General features: G+C 32.4%; 25 protein-coding genes. 15 read left to right on the forward strand and 10 right to left on the reverse strand.

The window, feature by feature from the left end:
• The first annotated feature begins 33 nt into the window (after positions 1 to 33).
• From AMD28_RS18300 to AMD28_RS02650, 3 genes are read left to right on the forward strand one after another with little or no spacing between them, the layout of a single operon-like run.
• The gene (locus AMD28_RS18300) at positions 34 to 942 is read left to right on the forward strand and encodes a toxin-antitoxin system YwqK family antitoxin (protein WP_083478221.1); all 909 of its coding nucleotides are present in this window, start codon (positions 34 to 36) and stop codon (positions 940 to 942) included.
• Entirely contained in the window at positions 943 to 1,635 is a 693-nt protein-coding gene (locus AMD28_RS02645; protein ID WP_055442614.1) for a glycosyltransferase family 2 protein, read from the forward strand.
• A complete protein-coding gene (locus AMD28_RS02650) occupies positions 1,632 to 3,122 on the forward strand; it encodes a cellulose synthase family protein (RefSeq protein ID WP_055442615.1) in 1,491 nt (496 codons plus the stop codon). The genes AMD28_RS02645 and AMD28_RS02650 overlap by 4 nt, the downstream gene beginning before the upstream one ends.
• A gap of 26 nt (positions 3,123 to 3,148) precedes the next feature.
• On the opposite strand, the gene AMD28_RS02655 is transcribed toward AMD28_RS02650, so the two are convergent.
• The 3 genes from AMD28_RS02655 to AMD28_RS02665 all read right to left on the reverse strand — a co-directional run bounded on the left by AMD28_RS02655 (position 3,149) and on the right by AMD28_RS02665 (position 6,181).
• Positions 3,149 to 5,179, reverse strand: a complete 2,031-nt coding sequence (locus tag AMD28_RS02655) for a YHYH protein (RefSeq protein WP_055442616.1) — start codon at positions 5,177 to 5,179, stop codon at positions 3,149 to 3,151.
• A gap of 90 nt (positions 5,180 to 5,269) precedes the next feature.
• Positions 5,270 to 5,692, reverse strand: coding sequence for a RidA family protein (locus tag AMD28_RS02660; protein ID WP_241492432.1), 423 nt, complete (start codon positions 5,690 to 5,692; stop codon positions 5,270 to 5,272).
• A gap of 141 nt (positions 5,693 to 5,833) precedes the next feature.
• Complete coding sequence (locus AMD28_RS02665; RefSeq protein WP_055442617.1) at positions 5,834 to 6,181, reverse strand: hypothetical protein; 348 nt, start codon at positions 6,179 to 6,181, stop codon at positions 5,834 to 5,836.
• Between the two features lie 224 nt (positions 6,182 to 6,405).
• Between AMD28_RS02665 and AMD28_RS02670 the strand changes: the two genes are divergently transcribed.
• From AMD28_RS02670 to AMD28_RS02715, 10 genes are all read left to right on the forward strand, one after another.
• A complete protein-coding gene (locus AMD28_RS02670) occupies positions 6,406 to 7,824 on the forward strand; it encodes an MptA/MptB family glycosyltransferase (RefSeq protein ID WP_055442618.1) in 1,419 nt (472 codons plus the stop codon).
• On the forward strand, positions 7,814 to 8,635 hold the full coding sequence (locus tag AMD28_RS02675) for an alpha/beta hydrolase (protein ID WP_055442619.1): 822 nt from the start codon (positions 7,814 to 7,816) through the stop codon (positions 8,633 to 8,635). Before AMD28_RS02670 ends, AMD28_RS02675 begins: the two co-directional genes overlap by 11 nt.
• 294 nt (positions 8,636 to 8,929) lie before the next feature.
• Positions 8,930 to 9,694 (forward strand): DUF6090 family protein, encoded by a 765-nt coding sequence (locus AMD28_RS18665; protein WP_055442620.1) that lies wholly within the window; start codon positions 8,930 to 8,932, stop codon positions 9,692 to 9,694.
• 196 nt (positions 9,695 to 9,890) lie between these two features.
• Entirely contained in the window at positions 9,891 to 10,727 is an 837-nt protein-coding gene (locus AMD28_RS02685) for a LytR/AlgR family response regulator transcription factor (protein WP_055442621.1), read from the forward strand.
• Positions 10,728 to 10,852: 125 nt separating this feature from the next.
• Positions 10,853 to 11,515 (forward strand): CPBP family intramembrane glutamic endopeptidase, encoded by a 663-nt coding sequence (locus AMD28_RS02690; protein WP_055442622.1) that lies wholly within the window; start codon positions 10,853 to 10,855, stop codon positions 11,513 to 11,515.
• Positions 11,516 to 11,720: 205 nt separating this feature from the next.
• Positions 11,721 to 12,284, forward strand: a complete 564-nt coding sequence (locus tag AMD28_RS02695; protein ID WP_055442623.1) for a Crp/Fnr family transcriptional regulator — start codon at positions 11,721 to 11,723, stop codon at positions 12,282 to 12,284.
• Positions 12,285 to 12,432: 148 nt separating this feature from the next.
• Entirely contained in the window at positions 12,433 to 13,266 is an 834-nt protein-coding gene (locus AMD28_RS02700; RefSeq protein ID WP_241492424.1) for a type 1 glutamine amidotransferase domain-containing protein, read from the forward strand.
• Positions 13,267 to 13,659: an ACT domain-containing protein gene (locus tag AMD28_RS02705; protein WP_055442624.1), complete on the forward strand. Its 393-nt coding sequence runs from the start codon at positions 13,267 to 13,269 to the stop codon at positions 13,657 to 13,659.
• A 15-nt stretch (positions 13,660 to 13,674) separates the two neighbouring features.
• Positions 13,675 to 14,001: a DMT family transporter gene (locus AMD28_RS02710; RefSeq protein WP_055442625.1), complete on the forward strand. Its 327-nt coding sequence runs from the start codon at positions 13,675 to 13,677 to the stop codon at positions 13,999 to 14,001.
• 137 nt (positions 14,002 to 14,138) lie between these two features.
• Positions 14,139 to 14,471 carry a hypothetical protein gene (locus AMD28_RS02715; RefSeq protein ID WP_055442626.1) on the forward strand — a complete coding sequence of 111 codons (333 nt, stop codon included), beginning with the start codon at positions 14,139 to 14,141 and terminating at the stop codon, positions 14,469 to 14,471.
• A gap of 117 nt (positions 14,472 to 14,588) precedes the next feature.
• Here the strand turns inward: AMD28_RS02715 and AMD28_RS02720 are convergent, their stop codons facing one another.
• The 7 genes from AMD28_RS02720 to AMD28_RS02750 all read right to left on the reverse strand — a co-directional run bounded on the left by AMD28_RS02720 (position 14,589) and on the right by AMD28_RS02750 (position 21,052).
• On the reverse strand, positions 14,589 to 15,368 hold the full coding sequence (locus AMD28_RS02720) for an RMD1 family protein (RefSeq protein WP_055442627.1): 780 nt from the start codon (positions 15,366 to 15,368) through the stop codon (positions 14,589 to 14,591).
• Positions 15,368 to 15,781 carry a VOC family protein gene (locus AMD28_RS02725; protein WP_055442628.1) on the reverse strand — a complete coding sequence of 138 codons (414 nt, stop codon included), beginning with the start codon at positions 15,779 to 15,781 and terminating at the stop codon, positions 15,368 to 15,370. The genes AMD28_RS02720 and AMD28_RS02725 overlap by 1 nt, the downstream gene beginning before the upstream one ends.
• A 57-nt stretch (positions 15,782 to 15,838) precedes the next feature.
• Positions 15,839 to 16,153, reverse strand: a complete 315-nt coding sequence (locus AMD28_RS02730) for a hypothetical protein (protein WP_055442629.1) — start codon at positions 16,151 to 16,153, stop codon at positions 15,839 to 15,841.
• Between the two features lie 71 nt (positions 16,154 to 16,224).
• A complete protein-coding gene (locus tag AMD28_RS02735) occupies positions 16,225 to 17,760 on the reverse strand; it encodes a bifunctional GNAT family N-acetyltransferase/carbon-nitrogen hydrolase family protein (protein WP_055442630.1) in 1,536 nt (511 codons plus the stop codon).
• A complete protein-coding gene (locus AMD28_RS02740) occupies positions 17,760 to 18,734 on the reverse strand; it encodes a deoxyhypusine synthase family protein (RefSeq protein ID WP_055442780.1) in 975 nt (324 codons plus the stop codon). The genes AMD28_RS02735 and AMD28_RS02740 overlap by 1 nt, the downstream gene beginning before the upstream one ends.
• Complete coding sequence (gene speB, locus AMD28_RS02745) at positions 18,724 to 19,665, reverse strand: agmatinase (protein ID WP_055442631.1); 942 nt, start codon at positions 19,663 to 19,665, stop codon at positions 18,724 to 18,726. The genes AMD28_RS02740 and speB overlap by 11 nt, the downstream gene beginning before the upstream one ends.
• Complete coding sequence (locus tag AMD28_RS02750) at positions 19,655 to 21,052, reverse strand: arginine decarboxylase (RefSeq protein ID WP_055442632.1); 1,398 nt, start codon at positions 21,050 to 21,052, stop codon at positions 19,655 to 19,657. The genes speB and AMD28_RS02750 overlap by 11 nt, the downstream gene beginning before the upstream one ends.
• 561 nt (positions 21,053 to 21,613) lie before the next feature.
• Between AMD28_RS02750 and AMD28_RS02755 the strand changes: the two genes are divergently transcribed.
• Together AMD28_RS02755 and AMD28_RS02760 are read left to right on the forward strand one after the other, a co-directional pair.
• Complete coding sequence (locus tag AMD28_RS02755; RefSeq protein ID WP_055442633.1) at positions 21,614 to 22,096, forward strand: T9SS type A sorting domain-containing protein; 483 nt, start codon at positions 21,614 to 21,616, stop codon at positions 22,094 to 22,096.
• A 13-nt stretch (positions 22,097 to 22,109) separates the two neighbouring features.
• Positions 22,110 to 23,906, forward strand: a complete 1,797-nt coding sequence (locus tag AMD28_RS02760; RefSeq protein ID WP_055442634.1) for a hypothetical protein — start codon at positions 22,110 to 22,112, stop codon at positions 23,904 to 23,906.
• Positions 23,907 to 23,913 lie beyond the last annotated feature (7 nt).

A 23,913-nucleotide genomic window follows, 5' to 3' on the forward strand; every position in this document is an offset into this window, starting at 1 on the left:
CTGTATCGATACCTGATTCAGATTAAACTTTAAATGAAAAAAATACTATTTATATTAATATTGCTGGTGAGTTATAACGCTTTCGCGGAAAAAACCTACTCCAAAACATATTATAACAATGGTACAATAAAAGCGGAAGGCTGGACAGAAAACAACCTTAAAATCGAATATTGGAAATTCTATCACCCAAACGGAAACATAGAAAAAGCAGGCGTATTTAATGAAGATCAAGAAGATGGCTTTTGGAAATTTTATTTCGAAAATAAAAACCTAGAAGCCGAAGGTCACTTTGTGAATGGAAAACAATCTGGCTTTTGGACGTACTTCTATCAAGACAAGACCCGAAACAAGTTTGGTAATTATGAAAACGGCTTAGAAACTGGTTGTTGGGAAAGCTATCACACCAATGGAAACCTAATGCAGAAGGGGAATTATAGCAAAGGCCTTTTTAATAATTATTGGAAATTCTATCATTTTAATGGTATACTAAAAAAAGAAGGTAACTTTGCACACGGAAAACCAACAGCATATTGGAAAAACTATTACCAAAATGGCACTCTAAAATCGGAAGGTCTTTTTAAAAACGGACAAGAAGATGGCTTTTGGATTTATTATTTCGATAACGGAAAACAAAAGAAAACGGGGTATTTCAAAGATGGAATAGAAACCAACTATTGGACCTTTTTCAAAACCAATGGCACTAAAGAAAAAGAAGGTCATTATGTGAACGGAAAAAAAGCAGATTGGTGGTTGTTTTATGATAACATGGAAAAAGTGAATCATAGGTGTCAATTAAAAGACAATCAAAAAAACGGCTATTGCTTGATGTATAAAAACGAGAAGCTAGTTGCTGCGAGTAAATTTTCAGAAGGAAAAAAAATTAAAACGTGGACTGATTTGGCCACTTTTAAAAGAGAAAATAAATTAAGTGATCTTAAGTAAATGCCCAAAATAAAAGTAATAATACCTGCTTATAACGAACAAGACTCTATTGCGAATGTTATTCATGACATTCCTAAAACGGTAGATGAAGTTATTGTGGTTAGTAATAACTCTACTGATGCTACAGAAGCGAATGCAAAAAATGCTGGAGCAACCGTTTTAACCGAAAACAGAAAAGGCTATGGATACGCTTGTTTAAAAGGAATGGATTACATTTCAAAACAAGAAAGTCAACCAGATATTGTTGTTTTTCTGGATGGCGATTATAGCGATTTCCCAGAGGAATTAACTAAAATAGTAGCACCAATTATTGATAATAACACCGATTTTGTAGTTGGAGCACGAGTGAAAGAACTTCGAGAATTAGGTTCTATGACACCACAACAAGTTTTTGGTAATTGGCTAGCAACCTTTTTAATGAAAGTCTTTTTTGGTGCAAAATTCACAGACCTCGGACCATTTAGAGCCATTAAATACGACAAACTTTTAGCTTTAAAAATGGAAGACAAAACCTATGGTTGGACTGTAGAAATGCAACTAAAAGCTTTAAAACAAAAATTAACATATATAGAAATACCTGTAAACTACAGAAACCGAATTGGGGTTTCTAAAGTATCAGGAACTGTAAAAGGAAGCGTTTTTGCAGGAATTAAAATCCTTGGATGGATTTTTAAATACAGCTTTAAAAAATGATTTTAGAAACCACAATCATCATTATCTATTCGATTGCATTGTTGCTTATTTTCTTTTATGCAATAGCACAACTTAATCTGTTGTTCAATTATATTTCTGCACAAAAGAAGGAAGATAATTCGCCGCAATTAGACTTTAATAATCCAGACGAAATTCCTTACGTAACCATACAACTTCCGGTGTATAACGAGTTGTATGTTATGGAGCGTTTGCTAGATAATATTGCAAAAATAGAATACCCAAAAGACAAGTTAGAAATTCAGGTTTTAGACGACTCTACAGATGAAACCGTTGCAACTACAGCTGCTCAAATTGAAAAAATAAAAGCACAAGGTTTAGATATCATTCATATTTGTAGATCTAACAGAGAAGGCTTCAAAGCTGGAGCTTTAAAAGAAGGTTTAAAAATTGCAAAAGGAGAATATATAGCCATTTTTGATGCCGATTTCCTTCCTAATAAAAACTGGTTACTACAAACCATTCCGCATTTTAAAGACCAACAAATTGGCGTGGTACAAACCCGTTGGGCACATATCAATAGAAACTACTCTACGCTAACAAAAATTCAAGCTTTTGCTTTAGATGCACATTTCACCTTAGAACAAGTTGGAAGAAATAGTAAAGGGCACTTTATTAACTTTAATGGTACCGCAGGTGTTTGGCGAAAAGCATGTATTCTTGACGCAGGAAACTGGGAAGGAGATACGCTAACCGAAGATTTAGATTTAAGCTACAGAGCACAACTTAAAAACTGGAAATTTAAATACTTAGAAGATGTAGAAACTCCTGCAGAATTACCAGTGGTAATTAGTGCTGCACGATCCCAACAGTTTCGATGGAACAAAGGAGGTGCAGAAAACTTTAGAAAAATGATGTTTAAAGTGCTTAAAAGCAAAAACATTTCTGCAAAAACAAAAATGCACGGCTTACTACATTTATTAAACTCTACCATGTTTTTAAATGTACTTATTGTTGCTATTTTAAGTATCCCAATGCTATATATTAAAAACGAATACGCCCACTTAAAAAACTACTTTTATGTGATGAGTTTCTTTGTAATAAGCACGCTTATTTTCTTTGTTTGTTACTGGTTTATGTTTAAAAAAATATATGGTAGTTCGTTAAAGAATTTTATACAATACATTGGACTTTTCTTTACCTTTTTCTCTATCGCAATGGGGTTTAGCCTACATAATTCTATTGCTGTTTTAGAAGGTCATTTTGGTAAGCGTAGCGATTTTGTACGTACACCAAAATTTAATATTAATAAAGTTACCGATAGCTGGAAAGGCAATAAATACTTAAAGAAAAACATTTCGGCACATGTGATTATAGAAGGCATCCTCATGCTGTATTTTGCATTTGGTATGTATAGCGCATTTGTAGTTGGTGATCAAGGTGGAGACTTTGGTTTATTCCCTTTTCACTTGATGCTTTTTCTAGGTTTTGGATTTGTGTTTTTTAAGTCACTGACTTCTAAAGCATAATGCACGAATAGAAAATAAGAATTCGTTTAGCGGTTTCTTCTAGTCATTTCGTCTTCTGTGATATAACCATCGTTGTTCGTATCTCTATTTTTGAAATTTTCTTTCAGTTTCCCTTTGGCTTCTGAACTTGAAATTTTACCATCCTTATTGGTATCCATTTTTTTAAGCATATTCGTAAAACTTGGAGCGGTATTGGAAGACCTATTTTCATTAGATTTTTGTTGTCCCTGTTTTGGTTGATTTCTACCTTGCTGTGTTTGCTTTTTTCCGCCTCCAATTTTAAAATCGGTACTTGGTGTTCCCATAAAACATCTACTCGCAGAAGGAAATGCATCAGACACGACATAGTAATAGGTTCCTTTTGGGAATTCTGGTGTCACTCCTGTTCTTCCGTTACATGCATCTAGATCTCCAGAATCCTGTTGAAATTCATAATCTCGTACATATTTCCCAGAGTACGTTCCGTTAGGTGCAGCAACACCATCTCCTGGTCGTTCCCCTTGCTTTAATCCGTAACTAGATTTTAATTGAATAACGCCGCTATTTGCATCCATTGGATTGGTATAACCCATTTTATAATACATTGGAAATCCATCTGCTGCCCAACCAACTAAAGTCATTGTATTAGCATCAAAATTAGCAACCAAACCCGTTGGTGTTCCGTGATAATGATACTCGCCATTAGGTTGTACGTGTGCATTATTGTAATCTTCGCCTAAGTTTACTTCCGGACTTAAAGGTTCTAGAGTCCATTCGTAATTTGGTTGATTCGTATCTTTATTTCGAAAATATTCATTCGCTGAAGGTTCAAATTTCACACCATTAATAGCAACACCAAAGACATAGTTGGGTTTTCCTTGGTCTATTCCTAAATCATAGACATAGGTAATCTTATTTGCTAATTCTGGAGTTAAATCCACAGTATACACTTTGTCTTGTTCTGAGATTGTATTCGGATTTCCTTGCGTTGGAAACTGACCAACGGTATGGTTTGGAATTGCATTCGATTTTATAATACGTACATCCTTCTTTGCATCTTCGGTTATAGAAACCCTGTTTGTTAAGGACAGTTTTTCTTTGGAAGCATTTTTTATTTCTGGTAGATGTTCTTTGTTATGTGCGTGCGATACGCCGTCATGACTATGCACCTCTTCTTCCTGTGGTAAAACCATTAAATCTTTCGCATATAAAACATTACCAATATAATTCTTACGTATTTTAGAGGTAGTAGCTTCTTCATCGATATTTGTGAAATTGAAATGTGTAAGCACTACATTTTTCACATTCGCTTCTTTAGCCATTTGTGAGCTTTCCGCTAGGTTCACGTGTGCTTTTTCCTTGGTTTGATTACCATTTCTTTTATTCTTATTATTGGCAGCATGTCCTTTCTTACCCAACGCTATTGCACCTCCAGAATCTATGATTAAGTAATCGGCATTTTTAGCTAAAACAGGTAAAGATTTAGAATACGTTAAGTCGCCAGAAATCACAATAGACGAATCTCCAGCATCAAAACGATAGGCTAGCGTAGCAATAGTATGGTTTACTGGTGCATAGGTGATTTTAATATCACCAATATAGAATGCGGTGTTTCCGGTTAGGTTTTTAGCCGTGAAATTAGCAGTAACATCTTTTAAAGTTCTTCCAGATTTTGAGATTCTGTAGGTAATGTCTTCTTCATAACTTTCCAAAATATTATCAAGAATGGAAGTCGTTTGTTTTGGTCCTGCAATAATCGTTTGATTTCCGCCAAGGAGCGATTGAATAAAAATAGGTGCAAATTCCTCGTTATGATCTAAATGATGGTGCGTAAAAAGAAAACCGTCCATGTTTTTAATCTTGGTATTATTCTTATGCAAATTGGCTTGGGTACCATTTCCCATATCTACTAAAATCTGTGTGTTTTTATAAGCGATTAATACGGAAGGCCCTGACCGTTCTGTATTAAACTTTGGCGAACCAGACCCAATGATTGTAGCTGTTAAATGTTCCTTATTTTCTTGAGCGAATATTTGAGTTCCTAAAAAAAGCAGGAATAAAAACCAGTGTTTTATCATTTTAAGTGTTTTAATCTTGGACACTTATTTTTCTTAAAGGTTTAATTGAACTTACCGTGTTACAGGGCTAAAAATCGTTTACAGAATTCTTTATTCCGATTTATGCACTTCTAACTCAATCTCTATCATAAATTCTGGCACTGCCAATTCTTTTACTCCTAGCCAAGAACCTGTTGGAAATTGCTTGGTATAAATAGCGTTTTGGTAGGCAGCATTTTCAAGAAACAAACCCATATTGGTAGTAAATACATTTTCCACAATGACATCGTCAAAAGTGCAACCATAATGTTTTAATATTTTTTCTAAATCTGCATAACAGTTTTTCATCTGCTGTCCTAAATCACCAACTGCTGTAGGATTCCCTTGATCATCCATACTTACAGCTCCAGAAATTTTAATGGCATTTCCAATTTTTACGGCATGCGAATATCCGTACGCTTTTTCAACCTCTGGTCGAAGTAAAAAATATTCTGGCATTTCGGTTTTAACAATTATCTCTTTTTCTACTATCATTTCTTTTTCCTCTTGTTTGCAACTTTGCATATTAACAGCAATAGAGAAAAGGAATAGAATTAGGAATACATTTTTAGAAAAATTGCTTTGGTTTTTCATAATGGTAATTGTTTCTTTACTATTATATTTAGTTTTCAGATTTTATCTTTTCATCAACTTGTCTAAAAGACCCAATAATTGGAAGGATTTCTTTTTAGATTCTACTATATTATAGGTATAGTTTTCTTTAAAGTTTTTAATGCCAATTCTGTCTTCTGGTGTTCTTTCCTCCGCATTAGCTATGTAGGTGGTATCCAATTCCCCTTTATCACCTATATTACGCCAAATAGCTTCATATACGCCTAAATTGTCGGTTATTTTTTTCACAACTTCTTCCAATTCAAAAACGTTATAGCTAGATGCTGCTACTGTTGCTTTTTTATTTTTTGTTATTAAAAACAATAAGAAGAAGACTATTAGAATGCCAATTAAAGTATTATTTGGTTTCATGATCTTTAGTTTTTTTTAATAGGTACAGCTTATTAAATACATAATGTAATCTACTGCATATAACAAACTTACATATTTTTTAAAAACCAAAACAGCGTATAAACACCTAATTATGAGATAAATAACTGTTTTGCGCAAAGAAAAACTTACTCCTTGTTATTTTAAATACTATAGTAATTTTAAACCTATATAGCCGACAAACAAATAATATTTATATTTGATCCATGCTTTACAACACCTTTTTTTTAAAACTCAGAAAACCTTCTATTTTATTGGTATTAGCATGTATATTATTTTACTATTCTTTTGCCTATAATTTAGTAAGAACAGATTACATAAAGCTAATTACACTGTATGTTGCTTTGTTTATTTTGTTTTACAAACTGGTTAGTATTAACAAAAACAATTTTAAATTTTTAGCATGGACTGCCTTTATATTTCGAGCTATATTTATTCTTGCCATTCCTAATTTATCACAAGACTTTTATCGTTTTATTTGGGATGGACAAATGTTATCTATTGGGTTTAATCCGTATTTAACAACACCAGACTATCAAATGAGCTTGGGCATGCTTTCTGGTTTCCCAAATCAAATCGAATTATATAATGGCATGGGGACTTTAAACGCGAGCCATTTTACCAACTACCCACCTATAAACCAATTATGTTTCTTTATTGCTAATCTGTTTCCAGGAAAAAGCATTTTGAGTTCTGCAGTTGGCCTTAGACTATTAATAATTGCTGCAGATTTTGGCACCCTTTACTTTGGAAAAAAGCTACTTGAAAAACTAAAACTGCCAGTACAAAATATTTTCTGGTACATTTTAAATCCTTTTATTATTATTGAGCTTACGGGGAATTTACATTTTGAAGGTGTTATGATTTTCTTTTTAGTTTGGAGTTTATATCTACTGCATATTGGAAAATGGAAACAAGCAGCTGTAGTTTTTGCATGTTCGATTTCGGTGAAACTAATTCCATTGTTGTTTTTGCCTTTGTTATTTAAATATTTCAGGAAACCGATGGTTCTTTCTAGTGAAACGGAAAAATCTTCAGAAGACACAGGTGCTTCGACTGCGCTCAGCATGACAAGATTAATAACATTTTATAGTATTGTTGGTTTTACTACACTACTTCTATTTCTTCCTTTTTATTCTTCCGAATTTATAAACAACTATGCACAAACGGTTGGTTTATGGTTTCAGAATTTTGAATTTAATGCCAGTATTTATTACATCGCTAGAGAAATTGGCTATTGGTTTAGAGGCTATAACGAAATTGCAATTATTGGCAAAACCCTTCCTGTTTTAGTCCTCTTATTCGTTTTATTCCTAGCGTTTTTCAAAAAGAATACCAGTACAAAACAACTCATACAATCGATGCTATTTGCATTTGCCTTTTACTTATTTTTAAGCACAACCATACATCCTTGGTATGTAGCAACCTTATTAATACTATCTGTTTTTACGACTTATAAATTTCCGTTAGTTTGGAGTTTTGCTATCATTTTAAGTTACTTGGCATATATACAAATTGACAAAGCAGACAAGTCGGAAAACCTATATATTATTGCATTAGAGTATCTTATTGTTTTTAGTGTATTTTTGTATGAGCTAATAAAAAGAAAATCTATTGAAAATTAATTTCAAAAAAACATTAAGACGCCTTAAACGAACTGTTGTAGCGTTGATATTACTGTATCTCTTCTCGTTGGTGTTTTTATATTTTAAACAAGAACGCTTCTTTTTTAATCCGAAACACTTAGAAAAAGATTATGTTTTTCAGTTTAAAGAACCTTTTGAAGAAATAAATATTGAAGTAGAAAAGGATGTTTTTTTAAACGCTGTTCTTTTTAAAGCCGAAGCACCTAAAGGTGTTATTTTATATTTTCATGGTAATGCAGGAGCGATACATGATTGGGGGAAACGTGCACATTTATTTTTAGACAATAATTACGATGTGCTTTTTGTTGACTATAGAAATTACGGAAAAAGCGATGGTAATTATAGCAATAGCGATGCACTTTTACAAGATGCACAAAAAGTATACGAGTATACAAAAATGCGTTATAGCGAAGACCAAATTACGGTTTTAGGATTTTCATTAGGCACAGGAATGGCGAGTTATGTAGCCTCAAAAAACAATCCGAAAATGCTGATCTTAAATGCACCTTATTATTCTTGGCAAACCTTAATTGCTGATGAGATTGCCCCTCCAGTACCTAAGTTTTTAATGCGTTATGATATACCTTCTTATCAATTTGTAAAAGCAGTAAAATGTCCGATACATATCTGTTATGGTACGCGAGATTTTTTAATAAATCCGGAAACGAACACCAAAAAACTAAAGGCTTTAAATCCTAAAAACATAACACTGCATCCAATTACAGACGCAGGACATAATGGTTTGCATATTACCAAAGCCTATTACGATTTGTTAAAAGTGATTCTTTAAAAAAGGTAAGATTTATTACAAACTAAAGGAACACGTTCTGGTTAATGCAACGCTCGCACTAAACAAGAACTCTTGGTTATAAGTTATTTTAACCTTACAGATATTTACAATATCTTACAGTTCAAAACAACTCATAACCCTCGTTGGGTTGTGCTTCATTACCACAAATCGCTAAACAATGATTAAATTCTTTAGATTATCGAAACAAAATTTTGTGAAACAAAATCGAATGTCCAGTGGACATTTGATTGCCATAGCCGCTTGCGGACTTAAGACAAACAAAAACATAAATTAATGATAAAGTTTTTTAGAAAAATTAGACAAAACTTACTTTCCGAAGGTAAGACTGGAAAATATTTTAAATATGCAATCGGCGAAATTGTACTTGTCGTGATTGGAATTTTGATTGCATTACAAATCAATAATTGGAATATAAAAGTCAAAGAAAGAAATGCCGAAAGATTAAATCTTATTGCACTTAAAGAGGAATTTAAAGAAAACAAAAAAGAACTAAATAATGTAATAGCTCTAAATGCCCAAATAATTACAGGTACAAAAAAAGTGATTCAGACATTTAAAGTTAGCACTCTAGATACAATTTCTGAACGAACAATTGCAATAAACATATCTGGAGCCCTTGCAAGAGAAATAAACTTTGTTCAAAGTTCAGGTGTGCTTTCTGAAATGTTAAGTTCAGGAGAATTAAAACTTATTCAAAATATCGAATTAAAACATCATCTTGCTGGATTTGGAAGTTGGATAGAACGAAATGAGCAACAGGAAAATGAAGTTAACCAATTTAGAAAAGACATTACAACGCAAATCCTAAAATCAGGTAGTTTCAAAAAAATAATTACAGAGTTAGGTAGTCCGGATTTTAATTGGGAAACATCTTTAGATTCAGTAAATAATAAATCGTTGTTTAATTCGATAAAGCTATTAAACTATCTAATCGTATTTAAATCGGCATCAGAAATGACGACCAGACAAATCTATGAGCCTTTAAGCATAGAAGTTGATGCAATTTTAAAATTGATAAATTCTGAATTGAAAAAATAAATAACTTAAGACGTTTATAATTAATGACTAGCTTATAGCCTACTTGCGAAAGTCCTCGCAGACTTTTTTTGTCCGTAATCATTTGCTAAATTAGTTGCTTGAAACACGCCGTTAATCTTATACAAGACCGTTAATCGCAATGGCCAAAAAAAACATCGCCCAGAAATAGGTTGACTAAAAAAAGAGCTTCTAATTCATGAGTATTACACAACCAACCAAGAATACATTAAAAACAGTATGGCATACATTTATCAGTAGCTCTGCATGGCGTTGGTTTCAGAAAGCAGTTGTATTGACGATTTTTTCATTAGCCGTAAATCATTTAGCCACGCACGATAATTTTCTAGATAGTGAATCGTATAGATTCCCTATAGAAGGTTTTCTGTCAACTATTGTTTTATTTATTCTCATTGGAGTTATAACGAATCTTAATTTTAAGTTTTACAAGAAAAAGTATTTTTCCAAAAAGATAGAGCTTGCTACTATATTATGGTTTATGATTTCAACTCTGGGGTATATTACAATCATGTATATTCCTGTAAATATTATTTTAAATATAGTTGCAGGAGGACAGACAGTGTTCTATTATTTACTAATTGGCTTGCTAATCACCTTATTATTGAGTTTTATTTTCATAAGTATATTGTATGCACAAGACATATACAGTTTATATAAATTATCTATAAAAGATGCTGAAATTACTATTGAAAGCGGTGCAAAAATAACCAAGCTTACCTATGAAAATATTACGTGCTTTTACAGCGAAAACAAAATTGTGTATACTCTTCAAAATGATGGCACAACAATTAACACCGATTTTACACTGAATGAGCTCGAAGAAAAAATAAACGATCAATTATTTTTTAGAGCGAATCGGCAAATTATCATTCACAAAGATGCTGTAGACCAAATTGAAAAGATTGAAAATGGCAAGTTAATTATTCGGTTAAAAGCTTCCATTGAAAACAATGCGATTGCTGAAATCAATATCAGTCGTTACAAGCGAAAAGCATTTATGAGTTGGATTCAATAAAAGAAGTCAAAAACTACCGACTATTCAGACATAAATTTATAACCATTCAGTAAAAACATAAGTATTTAAAAGGGTTTTCAGAAATTTTGTTCATTATTTCGCTTAGAAATAAAAATCAAAAAACAATGAAAAAAATCACCTTACAACAAACATTAATTCCATTAATTACTTTTACAACCATCTGCTTTATATGGTTCGGACCAATCCGTATAAATTATATAGAAAATATCATTATCTCTATATTAATCATTATAGCGAATTATATAGAATACAAAGGAAAACCATTTTCAGCACTTGGATTTAAATCTGAAAAATTCACATTCAAAAACATCCTCGTACTTGCTCCACTAGTTGCACTAGGGCTCTTTAGTTTTTATGTCTTTGCAGTGGTTCCTGGAATTACAAAACTCACAGGAGTTCCTATAGATTATTCAAGTTTTGATCAATTAAAAGGAAATCTTCCAGCCTGTTTAATTGCTTTATTAGTAGTGTGGGCTACTGCGGGATTTGGAGAAGAAATTATCTTTCGCGGTTATTTTATGCGACAATTTGTAAAATTCTTTGGAGAAAGTAAAGTTAGTATTGTACTTAATATTGTCCTATTTGCTTGTTTTTTTGGTTTTATGCATAGTTATCAAGGAATTACAGGGCAACTGGTTGCAGGTTTTGTTGGAGCGCTCTTAGCCTTGATATTCTACTTACGTAAATACGATTTGTGGTTTATTGTTGCTGTACACGGTTTTTTTGACACCATTGCTTTAATTTGTATTTACTTTGGTTTGGCATAATGATTCCAAGCAATAACCCTTACACCATAAATTTACCTAATAAAATATACCTTCTTGCAATATCTTTTGTTATTATAATAAAACAGAACTATAGCTATGCTAGATAGGTTTTTGAGATTTAAACGAAATTGCTTTGCTGATTTATGCTTAAATTTAATGAATTGTAAACTTAAGAAGAACCGAGCTAACAAAACAAACCCCCAAAATGCTAATAGACAAAATTCTTGATCAGATTTATATACTTCCAGAGACTTCCAAACAGGTTTTAAAAAGCCACATTAGTGAAGTAAAGTTTCCAAAAGGACATGTTTTATTTAAAGCAAACAAAACCGAATCCAGTATTTATTTTATCAAAAAAGGAATAGTAAGAGCTTACGCCTATTCCGAGGATAATGAAATTACTTTCTGGTTTGGCAAAGAAGGAGATCCTATTGTTTCGATGCAAAGTTATGTCAATACTAAAAAAGGATATGAAGATGTAGCATTATTGGAAGATTGCGAACTCTACGAATTAAAAACGGACAAACTTCAATCACTTTTTTTAGAAGATATTCACATTGCCAATTGGGGACGTAAATTTGCAGAATTTGAACTTATTAAATCCGAAGAACGACTTATCGCTTTACAGTTTAATACTGCAACCGATAGATATATAGCCCTTCTTAAAAATCATCCTAGCATTATTCAACGTGTGCAACTAAAGCACATTGCTTCCTATTTAGGTATTACCCAAGTTAGTTTAAGTAGAATTAGAGCGGAAATAAAATAAGATTTTTTTTATCATTTGTTAAATGGTTTCTCCCTAATGTTTAAGAATTTTGCCTTGTTGCATTATTCTATCTTTATAGCTGAAAAATTGTTTTCCCTTTTAAAGAATACGAATAATCTAAAAATTAATTTTTAAAATATATTTAGATATGTCAAAAACGAAAACCATTAAAACACCTATTTTTTTATTCTTATTTATGGCACTTCTTATGAGCTGTAATACGAAAAACAAATCAGAAAATTCAATTGTAAAAGCGGATGAAAAAGTAGCAGAACAAACGGAAGCCAAAGCATTAAAAAAGATATTATTTGTAGTTACCAGTCATAATGAAAAAGGAAATACAGGAAAGAAAACGGGATATTATCTAGGAGAAGTTTCGCATCCTTGGAATGTATTACACACTGCTGGTTATGAAATAGATTTTGTGAGTCCGAAAGGTGGAAAAGCTCCCGTAGATGCATTTGATATGACGGATTCCATTAATAAGAAATTTTGGGATAACGATGTGTATCGCAATAAAATTGAAAATACAAAAAAACCGAAGGAGGTAAATCCGGAAGATTATATAGCCATTCATTATGCAGGAGGTCACGGAGCGATGTGGGATTTTGCAGAAAACACAGAACTTGCCGAGATTGCAAAGCAGATTTATGAAAACAATGGTGTGGTTAGTGCTGTTTGTCACGGACCTGCCGGACTTGTAAATATTAAATTAAGTAATGGTTCTTATCTGGTAGATGGTAAAAAAGTAAATGCCTTTACTAATGAGGAAGAGGTTAAAGTAAAACTAGAAGATGTAGTTCCTTTTTTACTAGAAGATACGTTAATTGCTCGTGGTGCTATTTTTGAAAAATCTGCGCCTTTTACTAAACACGTGGTAACCGACCAAAGATTGATAACAGGTCAAAACCCACAATCTGCACATAGCGTTGGAGAGGCTACCTTAAAAGAACTACAAAGACTAACTAAAAGCACAAAATAGATGAACGGAGAAACAAACTTAGACACGCTTTTAAAATCCATGAAACCGAAACACAATATTGGTGAATATGTATTTTGCAAAACAGATAATTTGGAGCAAATAAATTGGAGCCTAGTTGTAATGACTTTTAAAGAGGAAGAAAGCACTACCATTATTGCTAAAAAGGAAGTTGCTGACCAGCTAAATCTAGATTACTCTTTTGTTGCTTCTTGGATTACACTTACCGTACATTCTTCATTAGAAGCAGTAGGTTTAACAGCTGCTTTTGCTAGTGCTTTAACCAAAAACAATATTAGTTGTAATGTGGTTGCAGCCTATTACCATGACCATATTTTTGTCGATAAAAAAGACACCGAAAAAGCAATGGAAGTTTTAAATGCTTTTTCAAAATAAAAAAAAAAAAAAAAAATGAACTGGATATTCTTAATTATTGCTGGACTTTTTGAAGTTGCATTTGCTTTCTGTTTAGGAAAAACAAAAGATGCCACAGGTAATGAAATGTATTTGTGGTACACCGGATTTTTCATTTCGCTGTTCATTAGTATGGGACTTTTAATGAAGGCTACACAAAGTTTACCTATTGGAACAGCCTATGCCGTTTGGACAGGAATTGGAGCCGTTGGAACCGTTTTACTTGGTATTCTGGTATTTAAAGAACCGGTGAGTTTTCTTCGCATATTTTTTATTAGCACTTTAATTTGTTCCATTATTGGACTGAAAGTAGTTTCGCATTAAACGGACTAAAATCATATTGATACCTACTACCTATAAAGACATTTAGAAAACTGTTCTATAGAACTACCAAAAATCATAAAAATAACAATACTAGAAATAAATAGTTTTTAATTCATAAACCAATAAATATTTAAATTATGAAAAGAAAACATTACAAGAACAGAAAAAAAGTTAAACAAAAAAGAAATCAGAAGCTGGCGTTATTTATACTAGTTCTTTTTCTGGGTGCTTTTTTAATCATTAATTATTACGGCGATAATAATCTATTAGAATTCATCAGTAATAGTTTACTCTTTCAATCTTCGTTATTAATACTAGCATTAATATCTTTGATAGAACATTTTTTACCTTTCAATTTAAGAGGAGAACTGAATATTGAAGAAGTAAAAAAAATTTCTTCTAATGAATTCGAAAAGTCCTTAAAGGATAAAAAAGAAAATGAAATAATAAAAAAGGAAGCTTCTTTCTAAATATAACGATATTAAAAACACCATCAAACACAATCCATAAATTTTGCACAGAAAAAGTATGGATTAGGTTTGATTTTGTTTCCTTTTTAAAATAGTTCCGAAAGGTTTAAAATGCTATTAAAAGAAAATTTTAGCAATAAACATATCGACAACTTCGATAACAATAAGAATGATAATAATCCATTCTAATCGGCTACTTTCTTTATGATCCATGATATCTTTAAAGAGCTCTAAGTTTTCTTTAATAATTTCAATGCGGTCATGAATTAAACGATATCTATCTTTTAAATCGAAAGAAATTTTCAATTCTTGATTTAGCTTATTGAGCTGTTCGTTTTCCCAAGTACTATCTGGCGAATCAAAAATGTACAGATTTTCTGAAATCCTATTTTTAATATTCAGCACTCTTCCAATAAAGCGTTTTAAGGTATTTCCTGAAATATCTAACTTCCCTTTATTTTCGAGATATTTGGTATGTTCATGGGTTTCAATAAGTAATTCTTCGGTAATATCTGCATAACGATCTAAGGCTACAGACTGTGAAGCATTTAGCATTACTAAACGAATCATTTCATCATTTAATGCTGGCAGAATCACTTTATTAAACTCTACTTTCAATGCGTTTTCTTGTACTTCTATTTGAATGTCTTCGGAAAGTTTTTCAGAAATATAAGTAGTACAAAAAGGTTTTATTTCTTCTAACGCTGCTGCTATTTCTATAGCATTCATGTTAAAAAAACTAACCATTCCGTATTGAAAAATATAGATAAATTTGTTTTCGGAGCTTTTATAATACAGCTCGTCACTATCTTGAAACAGCAACTGCCATTGCAATTGCTGTTTACTAGCTTTTATGTGGATAGTGTGTGCTACTTGATAAGCAACAACTTTGTACATTATGAGATAAACATTTGTTTTGAGTCTTTAAAACTTTTAAATTCTAACATATAATCGTTGGGGTCTTTCACAAAAAAGGATACGTGTTCTCCGGGTTTATCTTTCAAGAAAGTGGCTTGTGTAACTACTTCTAAATTTTGTGCATTTAGTTTCGCATAAATACGTTCCCACGTTTCTATATCTACAATAACACCAAAGTGAAAAGATGGCAAGATTTTACCTTCAAACACATAATTAGGATTATTAAAGTGAAATTTTTCGGCTTTAATAAACGTTAATTGATGATGAAACAAATTAATATCTACCCAGTTTTTAGTCGTTCTTCCTAAGGAAGCACCAATGCTTTTTGTGTAAAAATCTTTCGTTTTTGTTACACTTAAACATGGCAATGACATGTGAAATGACGTTTCCATATACTTGATTTTAAATGTGATATTAAATTACAAAATAAAATCATGCGATGTCTATTTTTAATCTAAATCTTCATCCGAAATTTCTGGATCTTGAACTGCTTCTGGATCACTTTCATCAAAGTCTTCATAATCATCTTCGTCATAATTCTCCATAGTAACTTCCAGTTTTGTACTGACTTTAACCAAATACTTGGTGTCTTCTGTAGTCACTTCAATTGCTTCAATTAGTTCGTTTTTAGCATTTCTAAAAGACACTACTTGGTCATCATCATAACCATCAGGATATCTTTCTACTAATAAAGCTAAAATTTCTGGTGTTAGCTTTTTAAAATCTACAATTACTCTTTTTAGGTTGTCTCTTTTATTTGCCATTTAAAATCTATTTTCATTTCCGCGAAAGCGCAAATCTAATCCTATAATTAATGTTTGAAAGTTTAAATATATTATTTATTGTTATTAATTCTAATAACATCGTAAAAATCTTTTCTTCTATCTTTTAAATTTTTCACTGCTCCAAAAGAATGCAGTTCTTTTAATAAACTTAAATCGACATCTGCTACTAGAATCATTTCGGTATTGGTAGTCGCTTCTGCTTTGATACCATTACTTGGAAATGAAAAATCGCAAGGTGTAAACACAGCAGATTGCGCGTATTGAATATCCATATTATTCACATTTGGTAAATTACCAACGCTACCAGAAATAGCCACATAACATTCGTTTTCTATAGCACGAGCTTGTGCGCATAATCGTACACGAGAATAGCCATTTTGCGTGTCTGTTAAAAAAGGAATGAATAAAATATCCATGCCTTCATCTGCTAACAGGCGAGATAATTCTGGAAACTCGGAATCATAACAAATTAGAATCCCAATCTTACCAGCATCTGTTTCAAAGGTTTGCAATTTGTTTCCGCGTTGCATTCCCCAAACTTTCGCTTCGTCTGGAGTAACATGAATTTTCTCATAACGCTCTGCACTTCCATCTCTTCGACATAAATAACCCACATTATACAACTTATCACCTACTACTTCTGGCATACTACCCGTAATAATATTGATGTTATACGAAATAGAAAGCTGTTGCATTTTCTTTACAATCACTTCTGTAAATTTTGCCAACTCTCTAATAGCATCTGGCTCGTGCATGTGGTTGAATTCTGCCATTAAAGGCGCATTAAAAAACTCTGGAAACACAGCAAAGTCAGAACGATACGCAGCAACACTATCGATAAAATATTCTACCTGTTGCATCAAATCGTCTAGCCCTTTATACGGACGCATTTGCCATTGTATCAAACCAAGTCTAACCACTGTTTTTACCGTACTCGCTTTTTTGTTTGGTTTGGTATAATAGATATTATCCCATTCCATTAAAACGGCATATTCGTTGGAAGCTGTATCGCCTTCTAAATATCCTTTTAATACACGAACTGGGTGAAAGTCGTTAGAAATTTGAAAGTTTAAAACAGGATCATGAATTTCTTTACGCTTTACTTTTTCAATGTATTGCTTCGGAGTTAAATCGGTATGCTTATGAAAGTTTGGCATTCTTCCTCCAAAAACAATTCCTTTAAGGTTTAAGTTTTCACAAACCTCTTTTCTATAATCGTACAATCTTCTACCTAAACGTAAACCTCTGTATTGTGGTTTTATAAACACATCAATACCATAAAGCACATCGCCATTTGGATCGTGATTTTTAAAAGATTTTCCACCGATAATATCTTCGTATGTATGTTCATCATCAATAGAATCATAATCTACAATGAGAGACAATGCACAACCTGCAATGTCTCCATCGATTTTTATAACCACTTGACCTTCTGGAAACATAGAAGTTAATTCTTCTATATGGTGTTTTTTCCAGTACGAATTAAGCACACCGCCATACGATTCTAAAGTAGCTTCTTTTAGCTCTTCAAAATCATTAACCGTTAGATACTTAAGCTCTATATTATCAATTTTATTTGTGTCCATTACTGATCTAAAAGATAAGCAAAAATTAACGGAGCAACGATAGTTGCATCACTTTCAATAATAAATTTTGGTGTGTCTATGTCTAGTTTTCCCCAAGTAATTTTCTCGTTAGGAACTGCTCCCGAGTACGAACCATAACTTGTTGTAGAATCACTAATCTGACAGAAATAACTCCAAAATGGTGTTTCTGGTCTTTCCATATCTTGGTATAACATTGGCACTACACAAATAGGAAAATCACCAGCAATACCTCCTCCAATTTGGAAGAAACCGATACCTTTTTGTGAATTATCTGTGTACCAATCTGCTAAAAACGTCATATACTCAATACCAGATTTCATGGTGCTTGCTTTTAATTCTCCTTTAAGCACGTAGCTAGCAAAAATATTTCCCATGGTACTGTCTTCCCATCCCGGGCAAACAATTGGTAGGTTTTTTTCGGCAGCAGCATACATCCAAGAGTCTTTTATATCAATCTCGTAATATTGCTCTAATACTCCTGATAGTAACATTTTATACATGTATTCATGTGGCAAGTAACGTTCGCCATTAGCTTCGGCATCTTTCCAAATCTTTACAATATGTTCTTGTAAACGTCTAAACGCTTCTTCTTCAGGAATACAAGTATCTGTAACTCTATTTAATCCTTTTTCTAATAAATCCCACTCATCTTGTGGTGTTAAATCACGATAGTTAGGCACACGTTTATAATGTGAATGCGCTACTAGATTCATGATATCTTCTTCTAAATTTGCTCCTGTACAAGAAATGATTTGTACTTTATCTTGACGAATCATTTCTGCAAAACTTTTACCAAGCTCTGCCGTACTCATTGCTCCTGCAAGAGATACTAACATTTTTGCACCACTGTCTAGTTGTGCTTCATACCCTTTTGCTGCATCTACTAAAGCTGCCGCATTAAAGTGTAAATAGTGTTTTTCTATAAACTGTGAAATTGGTCCTTTAGTACGCATCTTCATCTTGAAATTTAGTATTGTTATTTTTATTTACTTTCTCATCGTCAAAAGAGTTGTCATACACCTCTTCTGCTTCTTCATTTTGAAACTTATAGCTTAGCATTTTATAGTATAGTTTTGCTGCAAGAAAATCGGAAGATTTATCTATTTTATTAGGGCAAAGTTCTACGATATCAAAACCTACAACGTTTTTCTCTTCAAAAACTTGTTTTAAAAACTCCATAGTTTCATACCATAACAAACCTCCTGGTTCTGGTGTTCCTGTACTTGGCATGATAGAAGGATCAAAAACATCTAAATCGATAGTGATAAAAACGTTTTCTGTCATTTGATCAATAGCAGCATCTACCCAAGTATCATCTACAGCCATTTCATGAGCAAAATACGTTTTATCTGCATCCATAACTGTTTTTTCCATCACATCCATAGAACGAATACCTACTTGAATTAGGTTGGTATTTTGACTAGCTTCATACATAGCACAAGCATGGTTACACGTAGAACCTTCATACGATTTACGCAAATCTGCATGTGCATCTAATTGTAAAACGGTTAGGCTTGGAAACATTTCGTTAAAAGCACGAACCGTTCCAATAGATACAGAGTGCTCACCACCAAAGATGGTTACAAACTTGTTTCTTTTAATGTACTTTTTAGTCACTTGGTGTACTGCTTCTACCATAGCTTCTGGAGAACTATTTTCTGTAACAGCAGCTACTAAATGCACCCCTTGATGGTATACTTCAGTACCTGTTTCAATATCATAAAGTTCCATATTTGCCGAAGCATCTAAAAATGCTTCCGGACCTTTATCTGCTCCTTTTTGCCATGTACTTGTACCATCATAAGGCACAGGAATTAGTACAATTTTTGCTTTGTCTAATTTTGCTAATTCTTCTGGAATGCCAGCATACGTTTTAGTTTCCATAACCTAAAATTTTAAGTAAGTCTTCACTTTTTTGTTGTTCGCTAAATACAGTGGTAATAAGATTTCCTTCTGCATCTTTATTAATTAATAAATGTTTTGGAGTTGGTATTAAACAGTGTTGTAAGCCACCAAATCCTCCAATAGTTTCTTGGTATGCTCCTGTATTAAAAAAGCCAATATATAATGGTTTGTCTTTATTATATTTTGGTAAATAAATAGCGTTCATATGTTGCTCACTGTTGTAATAATCATCACTATCACAAGTTAGTCCGCCAAGCAAAACACGCTCATAACTTTGGTCCCAACGGTTAAGTGGTAACATCACAAAGCGTTTGTTAATTGCCCAAGTATCTGGTAATGTGGTAATGAAAGACGAGTTAATCATGTTCCATTTTTCACGATCATTTTGCTGTTTTTGATACAGTATTTCATAAATCGCACCACCACTTTCCCCAACGGTAAAGCTTCCAAATTCTGTAAAAATATTTGGTACAGCGACACCTTCTTCTTCGCAAGTTGTTTTAATTTGGTTTATAATTTCGTCTACTAAATAGGCGTAATCAAAATCATAAGCCAAGGAGTTTTTAATAGGGAATCCGCCTCCTATATTTAAACTATCTAAAGTTGGACAAATCTTTTTTAAGCTAGTATATACTTTTAAACATTTTTGCAGTTCATTCCAGTAATACGCATTATCTCTAATTCCTGTATTAATGAAGAAGTGTAACATTTTAAGGCTCACTTTCTTGTTCTCTGCTATTTGATTTTTATAAAAAGGTACAATATTTTTATAACCAATACCTAAACGAGAGGTATAGAATTCAAACTTTGGCTCCTCTTCGGAAGCAATACGAATTCCCACATTAAATTTACCGTCTATTTCTTGAGAAAGTAAATCAATTTCCTCATAGTTATCGATAATAGGAATCGCGTTTTTATGTCCGTTATTTATAAGTCTAGCAATATTTGTAACGTATTGTGCGCGTTTAAAACCGTTGCTAATTACATAGGTATCATTTGTTATTTTTCCTTCTTTTTTAAGATTTTCCACAATATCAATATCAAAAGCCGAAGAGGTTTCAATATGAATATCATTCTTTAGCGCTTCGTGTAACACGTGTTTAAAATGAGAACTTTTAGTGCAATAGCAATAGTTGTAATTCCCTTTATAATCATGTTTTTCAATAGCATCTGCAAACCATTGTTTTGCACGTTGAATATTGTTAGATATTTGCGGTAAATAGGTGAATTTTAAAGGCGCCCCATGTTCTTCCACCAATTTCATTAGGTCGATATCGTGAAAGCGTAATTTGTTTTCTTCCAGTTTAAATTCTTCTTGAGGAAAATCGAAAGTTTGATCGATTAGATCAATATATTTTGTATTCATTATTTTTAAAGATAAATGTAAAAGTTATAGGTTAACATGACGTTAAGCTAGCAAAAATTAAATATTAAATGACCATTAAAAGGCACTTAAAGGTATAAAGACTTTAACATTAAAAATAATCAAACTTGAATTTTTAGCTCTGTAGTAGGCACAAAACCGTACTGATGCTGGCTAGCACCAATAGAAGAATACTCGGAAGTTAGCTTTAAAATTCGGTCGCTTAATCTGTAAGCTGCTTTTGAATATGACTTCCTAATTTCCAAAAGCCCGAACATAGAAACAGTGTTCACTTTGTTCAGCTAAATGCAGTACAAATGAAATACTTTTTTTTGAATTGCAAATAAATATTATCATTTTTTTTAAAAATAAAATAACGGCTTCAAAAATCAAATTAAAAAACTAAAGACCAAATAGTTAAACCAAAAACGACTAGTTATTCTAAATAACCTTTCATCGAATAACAAGTAAATAGCCACTTATATATAAATAAATAATCTAGTTTTAGACATTGAAAACACCTTGTTTTCAACCATAAACGCTATTAATTAAATTTTACACTTCATGAAAAAAATTCACGTTATCCTATATTTATTTATAGGTTACACAACTGCTTATGCCCAAAAAGCTGTAGTAGTGTCTGGAGGAGACACCTCCAGCCCTAACTTTGAGGTCAGTTATTCTATTGGTCAAGTTTCTCAAATTTCTACATCTAATTCTAATGGATTATTACTTCAAGGTGTGCAACAGCCTTTTGAAATTTTTGAGGAAAGCACTTTAGAGGTTAATGATATAGATAACCGCGTTGCTATCCAATTATATCCAAATCCAACAAAGGGTTCTATACACCTTTCGTTATCTAGCATTGAAAAATCTGCAACCACGTATCAATTATTTGATCTTCAAGGTAGATTATTAAAAGACTTTAAAATAACAACTTTAAAGACTGAAATAGATATGCAAAGTTATCCTGTTGGAACGTATCTTCTAAAAGTTTTGAATTCGAATCAAGCTTTTTTAAAAACATTTAAAATTATAAAAAACTAACCTCCTTCTACAAATGAAAAAATTATTATCCTTATTTTTTATTTTAATATATATAAGTACATCTGCACAAATTAATGAATCTTTAACCTACCAAGTTGTCATTAGAAGTGCTTCCGATATATTATTAACCAATCAAACAGTAGGCATGCAAATTAGCATACTATCTAATTCTCCAACTGGATCTCCGGTTTACATAGAAATACAAACAGCTATGACTAATGCTAACGGACTTGCAACTATTCAGGTAGGTAATGGCGCATTAAGCACAGGAGATTTCACTACTATAAACTGGGCTTCTGCTACATATTATATTAAAACAGAAACAGATCCTAACGGAGGTAGCAACTACACCTTAGAAACTGTAGAAGAAATCACTAGTGCTCCTCTAGCATTTTATAGTAATGTAGCACAATTTGCTAATACTGCAGATTATTTGTCGTTAAGCAATTTACCAACAACCATATCACAAAACCAAATAGACAAACTGGATCTGATAACTCTATCCTCTGCTGTTGATTTGGATCAATTAATTTCAGATGTAAATGCAAACACAGCAAGCCAAGCTTTTCCAGATTTTGGAACTACGCCAGGAACAGTATTAGAAGGAGACAACTTTATATGGTCTAAATCGAACAACGATATATTTTACACGCAAGGAAACGTAGGTATTGGAGTTAATCAAACTACTCCTTTTGAAGGAGCTACTTTATCTGTAGGTGGTGGTATAAAATACAGTGGTATACCTACTACACTAACAGAACCTGGGCTTTTATATTATGACAATACGGATGGTGACGGTAAATTTCATTTTGTAAATAACGAAGGGAGTAATGTAACTTTAGGAGCTTCTACTTGGTCTACTGTTGACGGAGATAATACAACTAGCAACGATGTTATTATTCAAGGAAGCTTAGGTATAGGAGTGGACGCTGTTAACGGAGAAGATTTTGGATTTAATACTTTTATTTTAAAAGAAAACAACCTTCGAATATTATTTGACGATAGTGATGATCCTTCTGGCACAATGCCTGCTAACGATTGGCAAATTGAAATTAACGAATCTTCTAATGGAGGAGAATCTCATTTTGCAATTAAAGATATTACCAATGCAACACAGCCTTTTAAAGTTGCTGCTAATGCCCCTGACAATGCACTAATTATTACAAGCAATGGAAACATAGGTATTGGCACAGGTACACCTGGTTCTTCTCTTGAAGTTACTGGTGCTATCAAAGCACAAAGTTTTATTGGAGATGGTTCTGGGCTTACAGGAATAACCGGTGGTACAGGTGGCGTTTCTAATATAGATGACACAGTTATTGCTGCAGATACAGATGTTAATAATGTTGGTGAAATTTCTTTTCAAACACAAAATATAGCACAAATGACAATTACCAATAATGGTAATGTTGGTATTGGTACTGCCACTCCAATTGAAAAATTAGAAGTGATTGGTAATGCTAAATTTGATGGTGTACAAACCAACAATATTAGTATTCAAACCGCTAGTTATACCATAGTTGAAAATACAGACAACCTTTCTGCAATCATAGAAATAGATGCTTCTAATAAAACAGTTATTAATATCAATAATACAATTGCACAATCTATCCAAGGGTTTACCGCTGGAATAACAGGACAACAAATAACGATCTTTAATAATGGAACTGGTCTAAAAACAATTGTTCATAATTCTGGTACACAATCTATTTTATTACCAAACACTACTAATATAGACTTAGAACAATATGAAAGTGCAACTTTTATATTTGATGGTTCGGTATGGTATTGTATAGCTCTTAATAACTAAATAATAA

Origin of the sequence: Lacinutrix himadriensis (assembly GCF_001418105.1) — a bacterium.
Lineage (GTDB): Bacteria > Bacteroidota > Bacteroidia > Flavobacteriales > Flavobacteriaceae > Oceanihabitans > Oceanihabitans himadriense.

Bases quoted from the DNA above. Each gene is read 5' to 3' on its own strand.
- AMD28_RS18300 (WP_083478221.1), top strand. From the start codon at position 34: ATGAAAAAAATACTATTTATATTAATATTGCTGGTGAGTTATAACGCT.
- AMD28_RS02700 (WP_241492424.1), top strand. From the start codon at position 12,433: ATGTCAAAAACGAAAACCATTAAAACACCTATTTTTTTATTCTTATTT.
- AMD28_RS02750 (WP_055442632.1), bottom strand. From the start codon at position 21,052: ATGAATACAAAATATATTGATCTAATCGATCAAACTTTCGATTTTCCT.
- AMD28_RS02660 (WP_241492432.1), bottom strand. From the start codon at position 5,692: ATGATAGTAGAAAAAGAGATAATTGTTAAAACCGAAATGCCAGAATAT.
- AMD28_RS02730 (WP_055442629.1), bottom strand. From the start codon at position 16,153: ATGGCAAATAAAAGAGACAACCTAAAAAGAGTAATTGTAGATTTTAAA.
- AMD28_RS02725 (WP_055442628.1), bottom strand. From the start codon at position 15,781: ATGGAAACGTCATTTCACATGTCATTGCCATGTTTAAGTGTAACAAAA.
- AMD28_RS02710 (WP_055442625.1), top strand. From the start codon at position 13,675: ATGAACTGGATATTCTTAATTATTGCTGGACTTTTTGAAGTTGCATTT.
- AMD28_RS02665 (WP_055442617.1), bottom strand. From the start codon at position 6,181: ATGAAACCAAATAATACTTTAATTGGCATTCTAATAGTCTTCTTCTTA.
- AMD28_RS02655 (WP_055442616.1), bottom strand. From the start codon at position 5,179: ATGATAAAACACTGGTTTTTATTCCTGCTTTTTTTAGGAACTCAAATA.
- AMD28_RS18665 (WP_055442620.1), top strand. From the start codon at position 8,930: ATGATAAAGTTTTTTAGAAAAATTAGACAAAACTTACTTTCCGAAGGT.
- AMD28_RS02685 (WP_055442621.1), top strand. From the start codon at position 9,891: ATGAGTATTACACAACCAACCAAGAATACATTAAAAACAGTATGGCAT.
- AMD28_RS02720 (WP_055442627.1), bottom strand. From the start codon at position 15,368: ATGTACAAAGTTGTTGCTTATCAAGTAGCACACACTATCCACATAAAA.
- AMD28_RS02650 (WP_055442615.1), top strand. From the start codon at position 1,632: ATGATTTTAGAAACCACAATCATCATTATCTATTCGATTGCATTGTTG.
- AMD28_RS02690 (WP_055442622.1), top strand. From the start codon at position 10,853: ATGAAAAAAATCACCTTACAACAAACATTAATTCCATTAATTACTTTT.
- AMD28_RS02735 (WP_055442630.1), bottom strand. From the start codon at position 17,760: ATGGACACAAATAAAATTGATAATATAGAGCTTAAGTATCTAACGGTT.
- AMD28_RS02705 (WP_055442624.1), top strand. From the start codon at position 13,267: ATGAACGGAGAAACAAACTTAGACACGCTTTTAAAATCCATGAAACCG.
- AMD28_RS02645 (WP_055442614.1), top strand. From the start codon at position 943: ATGCCCAAAATAAAAGTAATAATACCTGCTTATAACGAACAAGACTCT.
- speB (WP_055442631.1), bottom strand. From the start codon at position 19,665: ATGGAAACTAAAACGTATGCTGGCATTCCAGAAGAATTAGCAAAATTA.
- AMD28_RS02715 (WP_055442626.1), top strand. From the start codon at position 14,139: ATGAAAAGAAAACATTACAAGAACAGAAAAAAAGTTAAACAAAAAAGA.
- AMD28_RS02695 (WP_055442623.1), top strand. From the start codon at position 11,721: ATGCTAATAGACAAAATTCTTGATCAGATTTATATACTTCCAGAGACT.
- AMD28_RS02670 (WP_055442618.1), top strand. From the start codon at position 6,406: ATGCTTTACAACACCTTTTTTTTAAAACTCAGAAAACCTTCTATTTTA.
- AMD28_RS02755 (WP_055442633.1), top strand. From the start codon at position 21,614: ATGAAAAAAATTCACGTTATCCTATATTTATTTATAGGTTACACAACT.
- AMD28_RS02760 (WP_055442634.1), top strand. From the start codon at position 22,110: ATGAAAAAATTATTATCCTTATTTTTTATTTTAATATATATAAGTACA.
- AMD28_RS02740 (WP_055442780.1), bottom strand. From the start codon at position 18,734: ATGCGTACTAAAGGACCAATTTCACAGTTTATAGAAAAACACTATTTA.